Consider the following 16,738-nt stretch of genomic DNA (forward strand, 5'->3'; position numbering starts at 1 on the left):
CAATGTGCGTCCCGCCGATCGCCAAAGCCGGATTGGCTTCTTCTTGCTTCGAAACGCTCGTGATCCCCATTTTATGCAAATAGTCGATCGGATGGCGGGATCGAATTCTCATATACGTCCGAACGGCCGGAATGTTGAACGATTGCTGCAAGGCATAGCGCGCCGTGACGAGCCCGTGCGTTTTTCCGTCCGCGTTTTTCGGCGCATATGAACCGATCGAAAGCGGCAAGTCGGGAATGATCGTCGCCGGCTGGATGACGCCCATCTCCATCGCCGGCGCGTATACTAAGAGCGGTTTCATCGTTGACCCGTTGGACCGGTGCGCCTGGGTGGCGTGATTCAACTGCTCGCGCCCATAATCGCGTCCGCCGACGAAGCTGATGATTTTTCCCGTTTTGTTTTCGATGAGCATCGCCCCGACTTCGACCGGTTGGCGATGGGGGATCGTTTTCCCTGTTTTCTTGTCTTTGGTGTAATACACATTGTCGCTTCCGTAATACGGGTAGCGGGCAGCGATGCGCTGCATTTGTTCATAAATCTTTTTGTCGATCGTCGTATAAATCCGATATCCGCCTTGGCGCAGCGCTTTTTCCGCTTCGCCGAGATAGCGGCGGAAACGAGCGGGTTCGCGCTGCACTTCTTCCGGCTTATAACCGTCGCGCTTGGCGAACGTCTCGGCGAGCACCTCTTTCGCCCGCCGCTCAATCTCCATCGTCAAAAACGGATATTGTTCAAACGGCGACGGCTTCGGGGCGGCCAAATGCTTCGCCACATCATAGGAAAGCGCTTCCTTATACTGTTTTTCCGAGATGTAGCCGGCCCGTTTCATCCGGTAAAGCACCGTTTTCATCCGTTTCAATCCCGCCGAGAGGTCCGGTTTGACGCTGCCGTCAGCGGCAAACGGGGTGTAGACGAACGGGTTTTGCGGGAGCCCGGCCAAAAACGACGCTTGAGCGAGATTCAACTCTTTGGCGTTGACGCCAAAGACGCCTTGGGCCGCGGCTTGGATGCCGGCGATGTTGCGCCCTGAAGAATTGCGGCCGAACGGAACGACGTTTAAATACGCCTCTAAAATGTCTTCTTTGGAAAAAAATTTCTCCAGACGAAGCGAAAGCAGCATTTCTTTCGCCTTCCGCTCAAACGACACCTCGTTCGTCAACATCTGGTTTTTGACGAGCTGCTGCGTAAGCGTGCTCCCGCCGCTTTTGACCGGCGAGTTGGTCAGCTCTTGAAACACGGCGCGGATGACGGCCTTCGGAACGACGCCGTGATGTTCATAAAAATGTTCGTCTTCGGTCGCGATAATGGCTTGCACGACGTACGGAGACACGTCGGACAGGCGCACCGCCTCGCGGTCAAGGTCAGACCGGAACCGGCCTAAATATACACCGTTGGCAAAGTACATGTGGCTCGTTTCGCCGTAATGGTAAATCTCCTTTTTCATCTCGTCGGGAGAGGGAACGGGCATATCTTTGACCAAAAAGGCAAAATAGCCGGCGCCGGCGCCGATGGCAAAGCAGACAAGGCAGAGTGCGGCGACGAGCAAAATGAAGATGACGTTCCAAACCACATCGTATGTAAGGGAAAAATAATGCCACGCTTTTTCAAGAGAAATGGAAAGTTGGTTTCGCTTCATGCCAGCCCCCCTATGCGGCAAGTCATTATATATCAGTATACCATAGGAAGGGGAGGCATTGTGGAATTTTGCCGATTTTTCGCCGTTTGTGCGAAAAGCGTTAGGGTTGACAGCGAGTGCATCGCTATGGTAATAAGAATGTATATATTTCATATGAGAAAGCGATGATGGGAACAAGTAGCGGCTGTCTCCCTGGTGCAGAGAGCTGGCGGACGGTGCGAGCCAGTCCACAGGCAGGCGTGAATTACCTCCCTGAGCAGCGATGGCGAACGGTTTTGGCACCTAGTAGCCATCCGCCGGCCGGCGCCGTTACCCAAATGAGTGAGAAAGCACCATGCTTTCTAAGTAGGGTGGTACCGCGACGAACACTCGCCCCTTCATGACGGGCGGGTGTTTTCTTTTTCATGACATTCATAGAGAGGTGAAGGACATGGATTTGCTTGCGGAATTGCAATGGCGCGGGCTCGTCAACCAAACGACGGATGAAGACGGGTTGCGCAAGCTGTTGAATGAGGAGCGGGTGACGCTCTACTGCGGGTTTGACCCGACGGCGGACAGTTTGCATATCGGCAACTTGGCCGCCATTTTGACGCTGCGCCGCTTCCAGCAGGCGGGGCACCGGCCGATCGCCCTAGTCGGCGGAGCGACGGGGTTGATCGGTGACCCGAGCGGGAAAAAAAGCGAGCGCACGCTCAATGCCAAAGAAACCGTCGAGGCATGGAGCGCGCGTATTAAAGAACAGCTCGGCCGCTTTTTAGATTTTGAAGCGGACGGCAATCCGGCGAAAATCAAAAACAACTACGACTGGATCGGGCCGCTGGATGTCATTACGTTTTTGCGCGACGTCGGCAAGCATTTCAGCGTCAACTACATGATGGCGAAAGAGTCGGTTCAATCGCGCATCGAAACGGGCATTTCATTTACCGAGTTCAGCTATATGATGCTGCAGGCATACGATTTTCTCCGCCTGTACGAGACGGAAGGATGCCGCCTGCAAATCGGCGGGAGCGACCAATGGGGCAACATCACGGCAGGGCTTGAGCTTATTCGCAAAACGAAAGGCGAGGCGCGGGCGTTTGGCTTGACGATCCCGCTTGTGACGAAAGCGGACGGCACGAAATTCGGGAAAACGGAAAGCGGCACGATTTGGCTCGACAAAGAGAAAACGTCGCCGTACGAGTTTTACCAGTTTTGGATCAACACCGATGACCGCGATGTGATCCGTTACTTGAAGTACTTTACGTTCCTGTCGAAAGAGGAAATCGAAGCGCTTGAACAAGAGCTTCGTGAGGCCCCAGAGAAGCGGGCGGCCCAAAAGGCGCTTGCTGAGGAAGTGACAAAGCTCGTGCACGGCGAAGAGGCGCTCAGGCAAGCGATTCGCATTTCTGAAGCGCTCTTTAGCGGCGACATTGCCAATTTGACAGCGGCGGAAATTGAGCAAGGGTTCAAAGATGTGCCGTCATTCGTTCATGAAGGAGGCGACGTTCCGCTTGTCGAGCTGCTCGTTTCTGCCGGCATTTCGCCATCGAAGCGGCAAGCGCGCGAAGACATCCAAAACGGCGCCATTTACGTCAACGGCGAGCGCCTTCAAGACGTCGGAGCCATATTAACGGCTGAACACCGCCTTGAGGGGCGGTTTACGGTCATCCGCCGCGGGAAGAAAAAGTATTATTTGATTCGCTACGCCTAAGAAAAAAGATCCGAAATGCCGATGCATTTCGGATCTTTTTTGCGCCTTAACGCGAGTAGAACTCGACGATGAGCGCTTCGTTGATTTCCGCCGGCAGTTCGGAACGCTCCGGCAAGCGGGTGTACGTCCCTTCCATTTTTTCCGGATTGAACGTCAAGTAATCTGGAATGTAGTTGTTCGCTTCGAGCGCTTCTTTAATCACTTGCAAGTTGCGCGATTTTTCGCGAACGGCGATCGTTTGTCCCGGTTTGACGCGGTACGACGGGATGTTGACGCGGCTGCCGTCGACCAAAATGTGGCCGTGCGTCACGAGCTGGCGGGCTTGACGGCGCGTGCGGGCCAACCCTAAGCGATAGACGAGGTTGTCTAGGCGCGATTCTAACAAAATCATGAAGTTTTCGCCGTGTTTGCCCGGCATTTTGCCTGCTTCTTCAAACGTTTTGCGGAATTGGCGTTCGTTCACGCCGTACATATGGCGCAGCTTTTGTTTTTCTTGCAGCTGCAAGCCATATTCCGACAATTTCCGCCGTTGCCCTGGACCGTGTTGGCCAGGCGGATACGGACGTTTTTGCAATTCTTTCCCCGTGCCGCTCAATGAGATGCCAAGGCGGCGGGAAATTTTCCACATTGGGCCAGTATAACGAGCCATTCGTTGCTCCTCCTTACGCTTTTATTCCCGTAAAATAAAAGCAGATGTGCGCCAACAATTACGGCCATTTTGTTTTCATGCATCCTCGCTCTCGCAGCTAAGAGTTACGCGATGCACCTCGGCGGGCCGAGGAACAAAATGAACCATAAAGGTGGGCACAAAGGCTGCTATATTTTACACAAAGGCTATTATATGATTTTTAGAGGATAAAGTCAACATTTTGTTTTCCCTCTTCTCGATTTGTATGATATAATAAAAGATGCAATTTTTAGAAAAAAATTGTCATCCCATTCTCTCATTTGGAATGATGATGCCGGTTTGGGTGGAAAAGGCGATGAACAAGGAAGAAATGAAGCGGTATGAATCATTTAAACAAAAATTTTTCCACTGGTTTTTAGCGTTTCAGGACGATGGGCCGTTTTCGGCGGCGGCGGGCGAGTTGCTCGCGCTGCTAAAAGAAGAGCTGGCGCTCGAGCAAGCCGTTTTTTATTTGTACGACCCGGTGCGGGCTGCCTTTTATCCGGAAGCGGCCGCGGTTGGGACGCCGGACGCTGGGCCGATCGCGGCTGATGGAGAGCGGAAAGTCGCTGTTGTCGATGCCGGTGGGCCGCATATGGCGGCCCGGCTCTTTTTCATGCTTTCCGATGAGACGCCGGCGATGGTCGAGCTGATGTATCGAAAAGATGGCGGTTTTGACGAGCGGTTGTTGTGGGAGATCCGGACGGATTTGGCGCGATTGTTTCGGAAACTTAGCGCGGTGCTGCAAGGAGAGGGCGAAGAGAAACGGTATGGACAGCTGCATCACTTTGCCGCAAAAATTCATTCCTCGATGCATATCGATGTTGTGCTTGAAGAAATTATCCGCACGCTGCAAAACGTCTATCCATCATTCACCTACCACCTTCTGTTGTCGCATGACAACCATCTGCGCGGAAATTTGCCAATTAAAACGCTTGTATTGGATGAAAGGGAAAAACAGACGGCGGCGTTGCGGGCGTTTTTGACTGGACAAGTGCAATGCGAGGAGATGGAGGCGCCGCCGCGCTCGGTGCTGTACGCCCCGATTAAAGGGGTGCAGGCGGTGTATGGGGTGATTGAAATTATCGCCCCATACGCTGCGCCATTTCCAAAACGAGAGATTCATTTTATTTCGCTGCTGGCGAGCACGGCTGGAAGCGCGCTTGAGAACGCCAAGTTGTATGAACAGTCGCGCCGGCTTGTCGCCGATTTGCAGCTGATCAACGACACAATGCGCCAATTGAACGCCCGGCCGCGGCTTCATGAAGCCATTGAGTACATGGTATCGCAAATCCAACAATCGTTCGGCGCGGATGAAGTCGGTTTTTTCTTGTTTGCCGACGGCAAGCGGGAGCTTTTGCCAGGCAGCACGCCGTTTTTTTTTCGACCATCGGTCCGAGCCCTATATCGAATGGGTGGAAAAGCGGCGCCAAAGCGGAAATGACATTTTATTTGCCGGTGATGTATGCGTGTCCGCTTTCGGTTCGTTTCGTTCCATCATGGCGGCGCCGATGCAGCAAAACAAGGAAACGAAGGGACTGTGCATTGCGCTCGCCAGCGAGCCATACCGATTTACGTTTGAGATGTTTAAGCTCTTGGAATCCCTCGTTCAACATTCAACGCTGGCGTTTATGAACGCGATGCTGCGCGAAGAGCTCGAGAAGATGGTAGTCACCGATTATTTGACAAAGCTGCATACGCGCCGTTACTTGGACGAGGTGATCCAAACATCCATGGGATCCGATGCATCCGGGGCGCTCATTTTGTTTGACATTGACAACTTTAAGCAAATCAACGATGTGTACGGCCATCAAACGGGCGATGGGGTGCTCGTCCAAGTGGCTGAGACGGTGCGCGCCAACATTCGCGATGGCGATGTGGCGGCGCGTTGGGGCGGGGAAGAGCTGGCGGTGTATTTGCCGAAAGTGCCGCTGTCTGACGCCATTTCGATTGCCCGCCGCATCACAGAAAAAGTCAGAGAACAAACGATTCCGACGGTGACCGTTTCGTGCGGCGTGTCATGGTGGGAGCGCCAAGGCTGCGAGGATGCAAAACAGCTGTTCAAACGAGCCGACGCCGCGCTTTATATGGCGAAGGAGATGGGAAAAAACTGCATTTTTGTGCACGATGACGGTCATGTGTATAAGGTGTAAAAAAAGGAATCCGAGCAAGCGGATTCCTTCTTCGCGCTTGGTGCGCTTTTTTCGTCAGGCGGAAATGAGCACGCTGGCAAACTGCTCCAAGTAGCGGCGGTCGATGTCATCGAAGCGGTTTTTCACCGGGCTGTCGATGTCAAGAACGCCGATGACGCGGTCGTCTTTGATGAGCGGCACGACGATTTCCGATTGAGACGCCGCATCGCAGGCGATATGGCCCGGGAATTGGTGAACGTCTGGAACGACCACCGTCCGCCGTTTGGCGGCCGCCGTGCCGCACACCCCTTTGCCGAACGGAATGCGCACGCATGCCGGCAAGCCTTGGAACGGGCCAAGCACAAGCTCCTCGCCGTCTGCGAGATAAAAACCGACCCAATTGATGTCGGTGAAAAACTGGTTGAGCAAGGCGGCTGCGTTCGCCAAGTTGGCGATGAAGTTGGGTTCCCCGGAAATGAGCGATTTCAGCTGTTCGATGACGAGCGCGTAATTTTCTTCGCGTGTTCCGTTGTAAGCCATGGGACGAAACATAGAACTAGCCTCCTTTTTCATCATGGTTGGAGCAGGACTCTGGCCTCAACATCCAGCAGGATGCAAGCAGGGAAATGGCTGATTCGCCTATTTTATGACGGCTGCGGGCGGTTGTCAACCGAAAGCGCCTCGCGGTCCATCCTCTCCCGTCCTTGGTGCAAGTCGGCGGCGCGATGGGCGTCGGATCCGTAGACGATCGGGATGCCCCGCCGCCGCGCCTCGGCGATCACGCCGCCCGGCGGATACGGCTCAAGGCAGAGCGGTTTGGCGGCGCCGGCGCCGTTGTAGTCCAATTCATAGCCGAACTGCTTGATGTCATCGAGAATGGCAACAATCCACTCATCCATTGGTTCCAAGCATGGGAAACGGCGTTGGAACTTGCGCACAAGCGTCATATGGCCGATGCGTCTCGGTTTGTAGCGGCCAAGCTCCGTGCGGATCGATTGCCGCACCGTTTCGTAGTAGGCGCGGTGGACGCGTTCGACCGATCCGAACAAGCGGACGATGTCGGCGAACATATCTTCGCTGTAATCAAGGCATACATATTGCCCTTCGTGGGCCAAAAAGTGAACCGATAAAATGCTGTCGTCAAGCAGCGGGCCGACCTCGTCGAGCAGGCGGGTTGTTTCTTCCTCAAAGCCAGGAATAAAATCGACTTCGAGCCCGACACGGATGGCAATGTCGTTTCGGTAGCGGGCTTTCACCTCAGCGACGGCGTGCAAATAGCGCTCAAGCTGGCTAAGCTTCATCGAACAGTCCTGGTTGGGCGTTGGATCGATAAACCGCTCAGGAAGCGGGGCGTGCTCCGTAAAGGAAATGTCGGTATAGCCCAGTTCGATCGCGCGCTCTACATAGGCCTCAAGCGGATCTTGGCTTCCGTGCGGACAAAACGGCGTATGAATATGCCCGTCGCGCATGATCGATTTTCCTCCTTTCTCCCTTATGTATCATAGCAAAAATAGTGAAGATTCTTGTAAAAAAAATAAAAATTTTGGTCAAAAAATGTCGTTAACATGGTATCATAAAAACATTGAAAAACATATATTTTTGCCTTCTCCGCTATTTTCGTTTGTTCGATAGAAGTAGCTTGAATGCAAGGAGGGCATCAGCGGATGGGAATGGCATGGATCGTTCTGCTCCTCGGAGCGGGGGCAATCATATATAATCATGTGTACCGGAAGCGGATGTACCGGGAAATCGATCGGCTCGAGGAATGGAAAATCAACTTGATGAACCGGCCGGTGCCGGATGAGCTGGCGAAAGTGAAACAGCTGAATATGACAGGGGAGACGGAGCAGCTGTTTGAACGATGGCGCCAGCAATGGGACGACATTGTGGCAGTGAAGCTGCCGAATGTGGAAGAACAGCTGTTTGACGCGGAGCGGCTGCTCGACAAATACCGCTACCGGCAGGCGCGCCGGCTGCTTGGGCAGATCGCCGACGGATTGCGTCGTCTTGAGGAAGAAGTGCATGAAATCATTCATGAAGTGAATGAGTTGATCGGCAGCGAGGAACAAAGCCGGGCGGAGATCGAGGAGCTGCGTGCGGCTCACCGGGAAGCGAAAAAGGCGCTGCTTGCTTACCGTTATACGTTCGGTTCGGCTGCCGACTTGCTTGACGTCCGTTTAACGGAAGCGGAAAAGCAGTTTCAGCGGTTTGCCGAATTGACGGAAGCCGGCAACTATTTGGCGGCGCGCGATGTGGTTCTGACGTTGAAGGAAGAGCTCGGCCGGCTCACATCCATGATGGAAGAAATTCCTAAAATTCTTGGCGAATGCCAAACGTCGTTGCCAGCTCAGCTCGCTGAGTTGGCTGATGGCTATCGAGAGATGGAAGAGCGCGGATACATCCTTGACCATTTGCACATGGAGCGCACGCTTCAGGAAAAACGGGAAAAAATCGAGCAATGTCTGGCCATGATCCATGAGCTGCGCATCGAAGAAGCGAAGCAGATTGTCGCTGAGCTGAAAGAAGAGATCGACGCGCTCTACGATTTGCTCGAAAACGAAGTGCTCGCGCATCAATATGTGCAAACGGAAATGCCGCGCCTCAGCGGCATGCTTCAGGAGCTCGCCGCCGAGGCGAAGGAAACCGAGGCCGAGGCGCTGTTCGTCCAGCAAAGCTACCATTTGGCGCCAAGCGACCTCGAAAAGTACCGGAGCATCGAAAAGCAGCTGCACCAGTTGCAAAAGCGGTTTTTTCTCATTCAAGACCGCGTTGCCGAGGCGAAAACAGCGTATTCGCTCCTGAAAGAGGAGCTTGAGCAGCTTGTGTCTCAGATCGACCTCATGAAGGAAGAGCATGAACAGTTTCGAACGATGCTGCAGACGCTGCGCAAAGACGAATTGATCGCCCGCGAAAAGCTTGACGGCATGAGAAAAACATTGGCCGAGGCGCTCCGCCTTGTGCAAAAAAGCCGGCTGCCGGGGCTGCCTGAACCGTATGCGCTTGAATTGGCGGAAGCGAGACGCAGCTTGCAAGCCGTTGCCGCGCGTCTTGAAGAAAAGCCGCTTGACATGCCGGCGGTCGACCAAGCGTTGGAGGAGGCGAAAGCGGCTGTGGAACGGTTGTATGAGCGGACGGTGGAAATGATCGAACAGGCGACGCTGGCGGAGCGGACGATTCAATACGGCAACCGCTACCGCCGCCGCTATCCAGCGGTCCGCAAAGGGCTGGAAGAAGCCGAATTTTTATTTCGCCATTATGATTATGAGGAGGCGCTCCGGCAGGCGGTGGCGGCCGTTGAAGAAGTCGAGCCGGGCGCGTTTGACCGTGTGCAGAAATTATGGCAGGAGGATAACAGCCGCGAACAGTGATAAACCACCCGATCACGAGTATTGATTATCCATTATTTTACCTAAAAAACACAGAATCATATGGCTGAACACAAGCTTTTCTGCCTCTTCCCTCGAACAAGAACGCCGCCCGGAATATCTTGAATGAGGGGCTTCGTTTGCTGTCTTCGTAAGGCAGCCAAACCGTGGGACGCACGGGGATGGCTTGGCTGACAGCCTGCCGTGGGGCGGGTGTTCCCAAGAATCTCCCACCTCTAAGCGCAGGTGGGAGATTGTTCAATGGGTTTTTGGTGAATAATGTAAATGACGGTGTGTTTTCGTTGTCGATTGGCGCCTGTTTTGGTTAAGATGGACGATGTACAGCGATATTTTGCCGACAATGAGCGGAGGATGGAAGCGATGATTTATCTTGACAACAGTGCGACGACCAAACCATTTCCCGAGGTGATCGATTCGTTCGTCGCCGTCGCAACGAACTATTTTGCCAATCCGTCGTCGCTCCATGGGCTGGGCATGAAGGCGGAGCGGCTTTTGGCGCAGGCGCGTGAACAAATCGCCGCCATGCTGCGCGTTAAGCCGAACGAAATCGTTTTTACCTCCGGCGGAACGGAGGCGAACAATTTCGCCATCAAAGGGGTCGCCTGGCAATATCAGCGGCGCGGCCGGCATATCATTACGACGAAAATCGAGCATCCGTCTGTCGCTGAACCGTGCCGCCAGCTTGAGGAGCTTGGTTTTGAGGTGACGTACTTGCCGGTCGACCGCGAAGGAAGGGTATCGGTTGAGCAAGTGGAACGCGCGCTGCGCGACGATACGATTCTCGTGTCGGTCATGCACGTCAATAACGAAGTTGGCACGGTGCAGCCGATCGAAGAAATCGGCGCCCTCTTGTCCCGCTATCCGAAAACATTGTTTCACGTCGATCGGGTGCAAGGGATCAGCAAAGTGCCGCTCGACTTGAAGCAAGCCGGTGTCGATTTATGCACGATATCGGCGCATAAATTTCACGGATTGCGCGGCGCCGGCTTGCTTTACGTCCGTGAAGGCGTCCGCTTGGCGCCGTTGATTGCCGGCGGCGGGCAGGAGCGGCAGCTTCGGTCCGGAACGGAAAATGTCGCCGCCATCGTCGCGATGGCGAAGGCGCTTCGCTTGGCGCTCGAGCGCTACGAGCGGGACATCGGCCGGCTTCAAGCATTGAAAGACGAGTGGCTTGAAGCGCTCTTGGCGATTCCAGACATCGAGATCAACACGCCGCGCGATGGCGCCGCTCCTCATATCATCAACTTTTCGTTAAAGCGCGGCGTGAAGCCGGAAGTGTTTGTTCACGAACTGGAAAAAAGCGGAATCTACGTTTCGACGACGTCAGCCTGTTCATCGAAAAAAAAGGCGCCGAGCAAGACGCTTTTGGCCATGGGGCTTGGTGAAGACCGAGCCGAGCGCGGCATTCGCATCAGCTTGTCGTTTGACAACAGCCGGGAAGAAATCGCGCCGGCGGTGGCAGCGATCAAGCAGGCGATCAAAACATTAAGCGAGGTAACGGAATAAGATGATGAACTATGACCGCATTTTGATCCGCTACGGAGAAATGACGACGAAAGGAAAAAATCGGAACATCTTCGTCCGGCGTCTTAAAAACAACATTGCCCGCAAACTGCAGGCGTTCGAGCGGATTCAGATTGAATATATGCGCGACCGAATGTACATTTTATTAAACGGCGAGCCGCATGAACCGATCATCGAAAAGCTGAAAACCGTTTTTGGCATTCATTCGTTCAGCCTGGCGATGAAGTGCGAAAACGATCTGGACGCCATTAAGGAAACGGCGCTCGCCGCCGTCCGCCAGCTCCCATACAAAGGAAAAACGTTTAAAGTGAGCGCCCGCCGCGTCGACAAGCAGTTTCCGTATCGAAGCGACGAGCTGAACTACGAGGTGGGGGCGCATATTTTGCGGCATACGGATGGACTTACGGTCAACGTGCGCGAGCCGGATATTGACGTGCGCATTGAAGTGCGCCAAGACGGGACATATGTCACGTGCCGCGACATTTTCGGCGCCGGCGGCCTGCCGGTCGGAACGAGCGGCAAGGCGATGCTCATGCTCTCCGGCGGCATCGACAGCCCGGTTGCTGGTTATTTGGCGATGAAGCGCGGTTTGGAAATCGAGGCCGTCCACTTTTTCAGCCCGCCGTTTACAAGCGAACGGGCGAAGCAAAAAGTGATTGACCTCGTGCGCAAGTTGACGACATACGGCGGGAGAATCAAGCTTCACATCGTGCCGTTTACGGAAGTGCAGCAAGCCATTTATCAAGGAGTTCCGAACGAGTACTCGCTCATTTCCACTCGGCGGGCGATGCTTAGGATCACCGACGCGCTGCGCCGCCGCCAGCGGGCGTTGGCGATTGTCACAGGCGAAAGCCTCGGCCAAGTCGCGAGCCAGACGCTAGAAAGCATGTACGTGATCAATGAGGTGACCAATACCCCGATTTTGCGCCCGCTTGTTTCGATGGATAAACTTGAAATTATCGAGCTGGCGAAGCAAATCGGCACACATGATATTTCCATTCTTCCGTATGAAGACTGTTGCACCATTTTTACGCCAAGAGCGCCGAAAACGAAGCCAAAAAAAGAAAAAGTGTTCCATTATGAGAGCCAGCTCGACCTCGCTCCGCTTCTGGAAAAGGCAGTCAATGACACAGAAACGCTCGTCATTGATGAAGAAACAGGGCAGGGCGATGAGTTTGCCGAGCTGTTTTGAATCTCAAAATTTACCAAAAAGCATCGCTGCATATCGCCATCTGTTTTCACACATTCTATAGGTACAAGGAGGTGAAAACAGATGGCACGCAACAACAGCAATCAACTGCTTGTTCCGGGTGCGCAACAAGCGCTGGAGCAAATGAAATATGAGATCGCTCAAGAATTTGGCGTGAACTTAGGCGCTGACACGACTTCGCGCGCCAACGGTTCGGTCGGCGGCGAGATCACGAAACGTCTCGTAGCCATGGCGCAGCAACAATTGGGCGGCGCACGCCAATTCTAATTTCATAATGATGGCTTACGCGGCGGGGGCATTCCCCGCCGCTTTCATATGAGAAAAACGGTATTCAAAATAGAACGACTATTTTGTATAATAAAGATGCCGACCAAGGCGAAACAAGACAGAGGGGGAGAGGAACGATGAGGCGGGAAGACTTGATTGCTCCCGAGCGCTACAATTTAACATCGGAAATGGAACGGCATGCGGCCGCCGACCCGGACCGGATCGCGTTGAAATGGGAGAGCGAGCAAGGCGAAACGAAAGAGATTACATACGGCCGCTTGATGGCGCGCGCCAACCAAATTGGAAACGCTTTCTTATCGCATGGGCTCGAAAAAGGCGATAAAGTGCTCGTCATGATGCCGCGCCTCATTGAAACATACGAAGTGTATATAGGGGCGCTCAAAGCCGGGCTTGTCGTCATCCCAAGCTCGGAGATGCTGCGGACAAAGGATTTGCAATATCGGCTCGTCCATAGCGAAGCGAAAGCGGTTGTCGCTTATGCGCCGTATACGGACGAATTTGCGCCGATTGGCGGCATCGAACGTTTGACGAAGTTCGTCATCGGGGAACCCCGGGACGGATGGATTCCGCTTGAAGACGCCATGGCCAAAGAGAGCGAAACGCTCGAGGCGGCGGATACCTCGCGCGATGATATGGCGTTTTTGTCGTACACATCCGGCACGACCGGCAATCCGAAAGGGGTCGTCCATTGCCATGGTTGGGCGTACGCCCACTTGCGCACGGCTGCGAAAAACTGGCTGTGCATTGAAGAAGGCGACCTCGTTTGGGCGACGGCCGGACCGGGATGGCAAAAATGGATTTGGAGCCCGTTTTTATCGGTGCTCGGCTCGGGGGCGACCGGTTTCGTCTACTACGGCCGCTTTGAGCCGGAAACATATTTGCAGCTATTGGAAAAATACAACATCAATGTGCTGTGCTGCACGCCAACCGAGTATCGTTTGATGGCGAAAGTGCCGGACATCGGCCGCTATCATCTATCTCATTTGCACAGCGCCGTGTCCGCCGGAGAGCCGCTCAACCGCGAAGTGATCGACACGTTTGCCAAGCATTTCGGCGTCGAAGTGCGCGACGGCTACGGCCAGACAGAAAACACGCTGCTTGTCGGCGTCATGAAAGGAATGCCCATCAAGCCGGGTTCGATGGGGAAACCGACGCCAGGCAACCGCGTCGAAATTATCGATGAAAACGGCGAGCCGTGCCCGCCCGGACAAGTCGGCGACATCGCCGTCCATATCGAAACGCCGGCGCTGTTTAAGTATTATTACAAAGATCCGGAGCGGACAGCGATGCAGTTCCGCGGCGACTACTACATTACGGGAGACAAAGCGCGCAAAGACGAAGACGGCTATTTCTGGTTTGAAGGCCGCGGGGATGACATCATCATCAGCGCCGGCTATACGATCGGCCCGTTTGAAGTCGAAGACGCGCTTGTCAAGCACCCAGCCGTAAAAGAGTGCGCCGTCGTCGCCAGTCCGGATGAAGTGCGCGGCCATGTTGTCAAAGCGTTTGTCGTGCTGCGCGACGGGGTCGACAAAGACGATCCGTCTCTGATTCCGGCCCTGCAAGAACATGTGAAACAGTTGACGGCGCCGTACAAATACCCGCGCAAAATCGAGTTTGTCGACGATTTGCCGAAAACGGCGTCCGGAAAAATCCGCCGCGTCGAGCTGCGCGAGCGGGAAGCCCGCCTTGCCGGCCGGTCGTTGTAAGCAGAAAGAGCCGATTGAGCTGGCCGTTGCCAGAAGCGGAGCGATGTCCGCACAGCGGCCAAACAAGAGGGTGTCTCGTTGCGAGACACCCTCTTGCCGCATGCGCGTCGAACGGATTCGCCATTTTAGATCCGGTGTTTCGCCGGGAGAACAGACACACGCTTCACAAAAAGACGCGTTTCACTTTATCCCAGAACGAATTGTCTTTTAGGCGCACCGTTTTGACCACCCGGTCGCTTAAACGAATGTCAATCCGCTCAATATGCTGGATGCTGAGCGCTTCATTGTCGAGGCCGATGATTGGAAAATGGCTTGTTTCTTCCGACATTTTCAGCGTCAACGTCCGCGAGCCGCTCAAAATGAACGGCGAGCCGAGCGTCCGATAGCGGTTGCTGTTGAGCGAGGCGAGTTCGCTCACTTGAAAGCACGGCAAGAGCGGATCGACGACCGCTCCGTGCACCGATTTATTGTAGCCGGTGCTGCCGGTCGGCGTCGAAACGATGATGCCGTCGCCGCGGAACGTCTCGAAATGCAAGTCGTCGATGAAAACGTCGATCGCCATCGTTTTAATGATTTGCGAGCGGATCGAACATTCGTTTAAGCAGAAAAACGAAGCCGCGCCGTCGATCGTCACTTCGATGATTGGGTAGCGCCGCACTTCGAGTTTCCAATTTTTCGCCGCTTCCACCATATGATCGATGTCGTCAATATGGAAATCGCAGTAAAACCCGCGCGCCGGCAAGACGGACACGCCGACGTACAAACGGTCAGGAAGAAATCCCGTCTGCCGCACCGCCTGCAAAAACGCGCCGTCATCCCCGATGCTGACGATGATGTTCGCTTCCCGATAGTCGTCGACGACCACAAACGGACCGCGCTCTGCCAGCTCAATGAGCGGCTTCACCCGTTCGATGAGCTTGTCGTCGCGCTTATAAAAAAAAATAAAGACGGTTGCGTTCCATATCCATGTTTTGCGTCCTCCCGATGGCATCATCTAATCAATCGATGTACAATGAATATTGTACCACGTTTGCCAGGATTCTAAAAATATGGGCAGCCGATGCAGGGGGGAAGACGATGAATCGAAAACGATGGACCGCGTTGGCCATCGCCGCCGCCTTGTTTGTGATCTCGGTGCTTGTTCAAGCGGTTGGCGTTCTTTTGTCCGACAAGGCCGGCGGCTGGTCGGAAAGCTGGCTGGCGCTCATGGAGTCGCCATTTAGCGAAGAAGTCATCGCCGAGGGCGACCCGTTGAAAAAAATCGCTGTGTTGGAAGTGAACGGAGTTATTCAAGATGCGGGGGAAGCGGAGTCGCTTCTTTCCTCATCACAGTACAACCACCAAACGTTTTTGCAAATGATCAAACAGGCGAAAGAGGATCAAGACGTCAAAGCGATCATCTTGCGCATCAATTCGCCGGGCGGCGGTGTCGCGGAAAGCGCGGAAATTTACGATCAGCTGATGAAGCTGAAAAAGAAGACGAACAAGCCGATTTACGTATCGATGGGGGCCATGGCCGCCTCGGGCGGTTACTATATCGCGGCGGCCGGCGATAAAATTTTCGCCAGCCCGGAGACGATCACCGGCTCCATCGGCGTCATCATGCAAAGCGTCAACTATGAAGGGCTGGCAAAGAAGTACGGCGTGGAGCTTGTCACGATCAAAAGCGGGCCGTACAAAGACATCATGAATCCGGCGCGCAAAATGACCGAAGCGGAACGGGAGATTTTGCAGCAGCTGATCAATGATTCGTATGATGCGTTTGTTGATGTGGTAGCCAAAGGGAGAAAGCTGCCGGAAGACACGGTGCGCAAGCTGGCGGACGGCCGCATTTATGACGGGCGACAGGCGAAGGCGCTCCGCCTTGTCGACGAGTTCGGCTACTTGGATGACGCGATCGCTGCGCTCAAAAAAGAGCATCATTTAACCGGCGCTCAAGTCGTAAAATACGTGAACGATGCGCCGTGGAGCTCTCTCTTTGAGATGGTGTCGAACCGGATGAAGCCGGACAGCGAGGCGGCCGGGCTCATCCGCCTGTTGTCGCGCCCATCCTCGCCGCGGCTTATGTATTTATACGCCGAATAAAGGAGTGGAAACATGACGGACATGCAAATAACGGCGACGCTGGCGGATCATCTCCCGCCGGCAGAGCGCCCCCCTCTGCTACGGCGGCTTTTGGCTTCGTTTTTGGGCGTATTGCCTTGATGTCATTGTTGTCTCGAGCCTCAACCGGCTCATCGTTTGGCCGCTTTTTCGCCTGTTCGATTGGCCGCTTGCGCAGGACGGTTTGTTCGCGCCAGCGACGGTCGCGGCCGCCGTCGTCTTTTACACCTATTTCGTGTTGATGACGAAAGCGTTTGGGCAGACGCTTGGCAAAATGGTGTTCGGCTTAAAAGTGGTCGATGAGCGCGGCGAGCCGCTCACCTGGCTGACCGTGTTGTTTCGCGAAGTCGTCGGCAAATTCATCGCGAAAAAATTGCTGTTCATCGGTTTTTT

General features: G+C 54.3%; 11 protein-coding genes, 3 pseudogenes and 1 other annotated feature. Of the genes and pseudogenes, 9 read left to right on the forward strand and 5 right to left on the reverse strand.

Going from position 1 to position 16,738, the window contains the following annotated elements; translation table 11 throughout:
- A partial coding sequence (locus tag I656_RS12130) for a transglycosylase domain-containing protein (RefSeq protein WP_020754133.1) occupies positions 1-1,636 on the reverse strand: 1,636 nt, incomplete at its 3' end.
- 155 nt (positions 1,637-1,791) lie between these two features.
- Positions 1,792-2,016: a binding site (T-box leader), on the forward strand.
- 50 nt (positions 2,017-2,066) lie between these two features.
- On the opposite strand from I656_RS12130, the gene tyrS reads away from it, so the two are divergent.
- Entirely contained in the window at positions 2,067-3,326 is a 1,260-nt protein-coding gene (tyrS, locus tag I656_RS12125; RefSeq protein WP_015375638.1) for a tyrosine--tRNA ligase, read from the forward strand.
- Between the two features lie 46 nt (positions 3,327-3,372).
- Here tyrS and rpsD read toward each other — a convergent pair whose 3' ends face one another.
- A complete protein-coding gene (rpsD, locus tag I656_RS12120) occupies positions 3,373-3,975 on the reverse strand; it encodes a 30S ribosomal protein S4 (protein WP_011232276.1) in 603 nt (200 codons plus the stop codon).
- A 310-nt stretch (positions 3,976-4,285) separates the two neighbouring features.
- On the opposite strand from rpsD, the pseudogene I656_RS0114860 reads away from it, so the two are divergent.
- A pseudogene (locus I656_RS0114860) lies at positions 4,286-6,146 on the forward strand (sensor domain-containing diguanylate cyclase).
- Between the two features lie 54 nt (positions 6,147-6,200).
- Here the strand turns inward: I656_RS0114860 and I656_RS12115 are convergent.
- On the reverse strand, positions 6,201-6,677 hold the full coding sequence (locus I656_RS12115) for a GAF domain-containing protein (RefSeq protein WP_011232274.1): 477 nt from the start codon (positions 6,675-6,677) through the stop codon (positions 6,201-6,203).
- 92 nt (positions 6,678-6,769) lie between these two features.
- The gene (gene hisJ / locus I656_RS12110; RefSeq protein ID WP_015375635.1) at positions 6,770-7,594 is read right to left on the reverse strand and encodes a histidinol-phosphatase HisJ; all 825 of its coding nucleotides are present in this window, start codon (positions 7,592-7,594) and stop codon (positions 6,770-6,772) included.
- 195 nt (positions 7,595-7,789) lie between these two features.
- On the opposite strand from hisJ, the gene ezrA reads away from it, so the two are divergent.
- The 5 genes from ezrA to mbcS all read left to right on the forward strand — a co-directional run bounded on the left by ezrA (position 7,790) and on the right by mbcS (position 14,242).
- Positions 7,790-9,493, forward strand: a complete 1,704-nt coding sequence (gene ezrA / locus I656_RS12105; protein ID WP_033004883.1) for a septation ring formation regulator EzrA — start codon at positions 7,790-7,792, stop codon at positions 9,491-9,493.
- 378 nt (positions 9,494-9,871) lie between these two features.
- Positions 9,872-11,017 (forward strand): cysteine desulfurase family protein, encoded by a 1,146-nt coding sequence (locus tag I656_RS12100; protein WP_011232270.1) that lies wholly within the window; start codon positions 9,872-9,874, stop codon positions 11,015-11,017.
- A gap of 4 nt (positions 11,018-11,021) precedes the next feature.
- Entirely contained in the window at positions 11,022-12,227 is a 1,206-nt protein-coding gene (gene thiI, locus I656_RS12095; protein WP_033004888.1) for a tRNA uracil 4-sulfurtransferase ThiI, read from the forward strand.
- 81 nt (positions 12,228-12,308) lie between these two features.
- A complete protein-coding gene (locus I656_RS12090; protein WP_011232268.1) occupies positions 12,309-12,512 on the forward strand; it encodes an alpha/beta-type small acid-soluble spore protein in 204 nt (67 codons plus the stop codon).
- Between the two features lie 137 nt (positions 12,513-12,649).
- On the forward strand, positions 12,650-14,242 hold the full coding sequence (gene mbcS / locus I656_RS12085; RefSeq protein WP_021322110.1) for an acyl-CoA synthetase MbcS: 1,593 nt from the start codon (positions 12,650-12,652) through the stop codon (positions 14,240-14,242).
- 163 nt (positions 14,243-14,405) lie between these two features.
- Here mbcS and I656_RS12080 read toward each other — a convergent pair.
- A pseudogene (locus I656_RS12080) lies at positions 14,406-15,210 on the reverse strand (NAD kinase).
- A 109-nt stretch (positions 15,211-15,319) separates the two neighbouring features.
- Here I656_RS12080 and sppA point away from each other — a divergent pair.
- Entirely contained in the window at positions 15,320-16,327 is a 1,008-nt protein-coding gene (gene sppA, locus I656_RS12075) for a signal peptide peptidase SppA (RefSeq protein ID WP_033004886.1), read from the forward strand.
- A gap of 12 nt (positions 16,328-16,339) precedes the next feature.
- Positions 16,340-16,738: pseudogene (locus tag I656_RS0114865) on the forward strand (RDD family protein); the annotation flags it as partial.

The sequence above is a fragment of the Geobacillus sp. WSUCF1 genome, assembly GCF_000422025.1.
In the GTDB taxonomy this organism is placed as follows: domain Bacteria; phylum Bacillota; class Bacilli; order Bacillales; family Anoxybacillaceae; genus Geobacillus; species Geobacillus zalihae.

What these genes read in the sequence shown, in the direction of transcription:
- ezrA (WP_033004883.1), top strand. Translation starts at nt 7,790, where the DNA reads ATGGGAATGGCATGGATCGTTCTGCTCCTCGGAGCGGGGGCAATCATA.
- hisJ (WP_015375635.1), bottom strand. Translation starts at nt 7,594, where the DNA reads ATGCGCGACGGGCATATTCATACGCCGTTTTGTCCGCACGGAAGCCAA.
- I656_RS12115 (WP_011232274.1), bottom strand. Translation starts at nt 6,677, where the DNA reads ATGTTTCGTCCCATGGCTTACAACGGAACACGCGAAGAAAATTACGCG.
- thiI (WP_033004888.1), top strand. Translation starts at nt 11,022, where the DNA reads ATGAACTATGACCGCATTTTGATCCGCTACGGAGAAATGACGACGAAA.
- mbcS (WP_021322110.1), top strand. Translation starts at nt 12,650, where the DNA reads ATGAGGCGGGAAGACTTGATTGCTCCCGAGCGCTACAATTTAACATCG.
- sppA (WP_033004886.1), top strand. Translation starts at nt 15,320, where the DNA reads ATGAATCGAAAACGATGGACCGCGTTGGCCATCGCCGCCGCCTTGTTT.
- I656_RS12100 (WP_011232270.1), top strand. Translation starts at nt 9,872, where the DNA reads ATGATTTATCTTGACAACAGTGCGACGACCAAACCATTTCCCGAGGTG.
- tyrS (WP_015375638.1), top strand. Translation starts at nt 2,067, where the DNA reads ATGGATTTGCTTGCGGAATTGCAATGGCGCGGGCTCGTCAACCAAACG.
- rpsD (WP_011232276.1), bottom strand. Translation starts at nt 3,975, where the DNA reads ATGGCTCGTTATACTGGCCCAATGTGGAAAATTTCCCGCCGCCTTGGC.
- I656_RS12090 (WP_011232268.1), top strand. Translation starts at nt 12,309, where the DNA reads ATGGCACGCAACAACAGCAATCAACTGCTTGTTCCGGGTGCGCAACAA.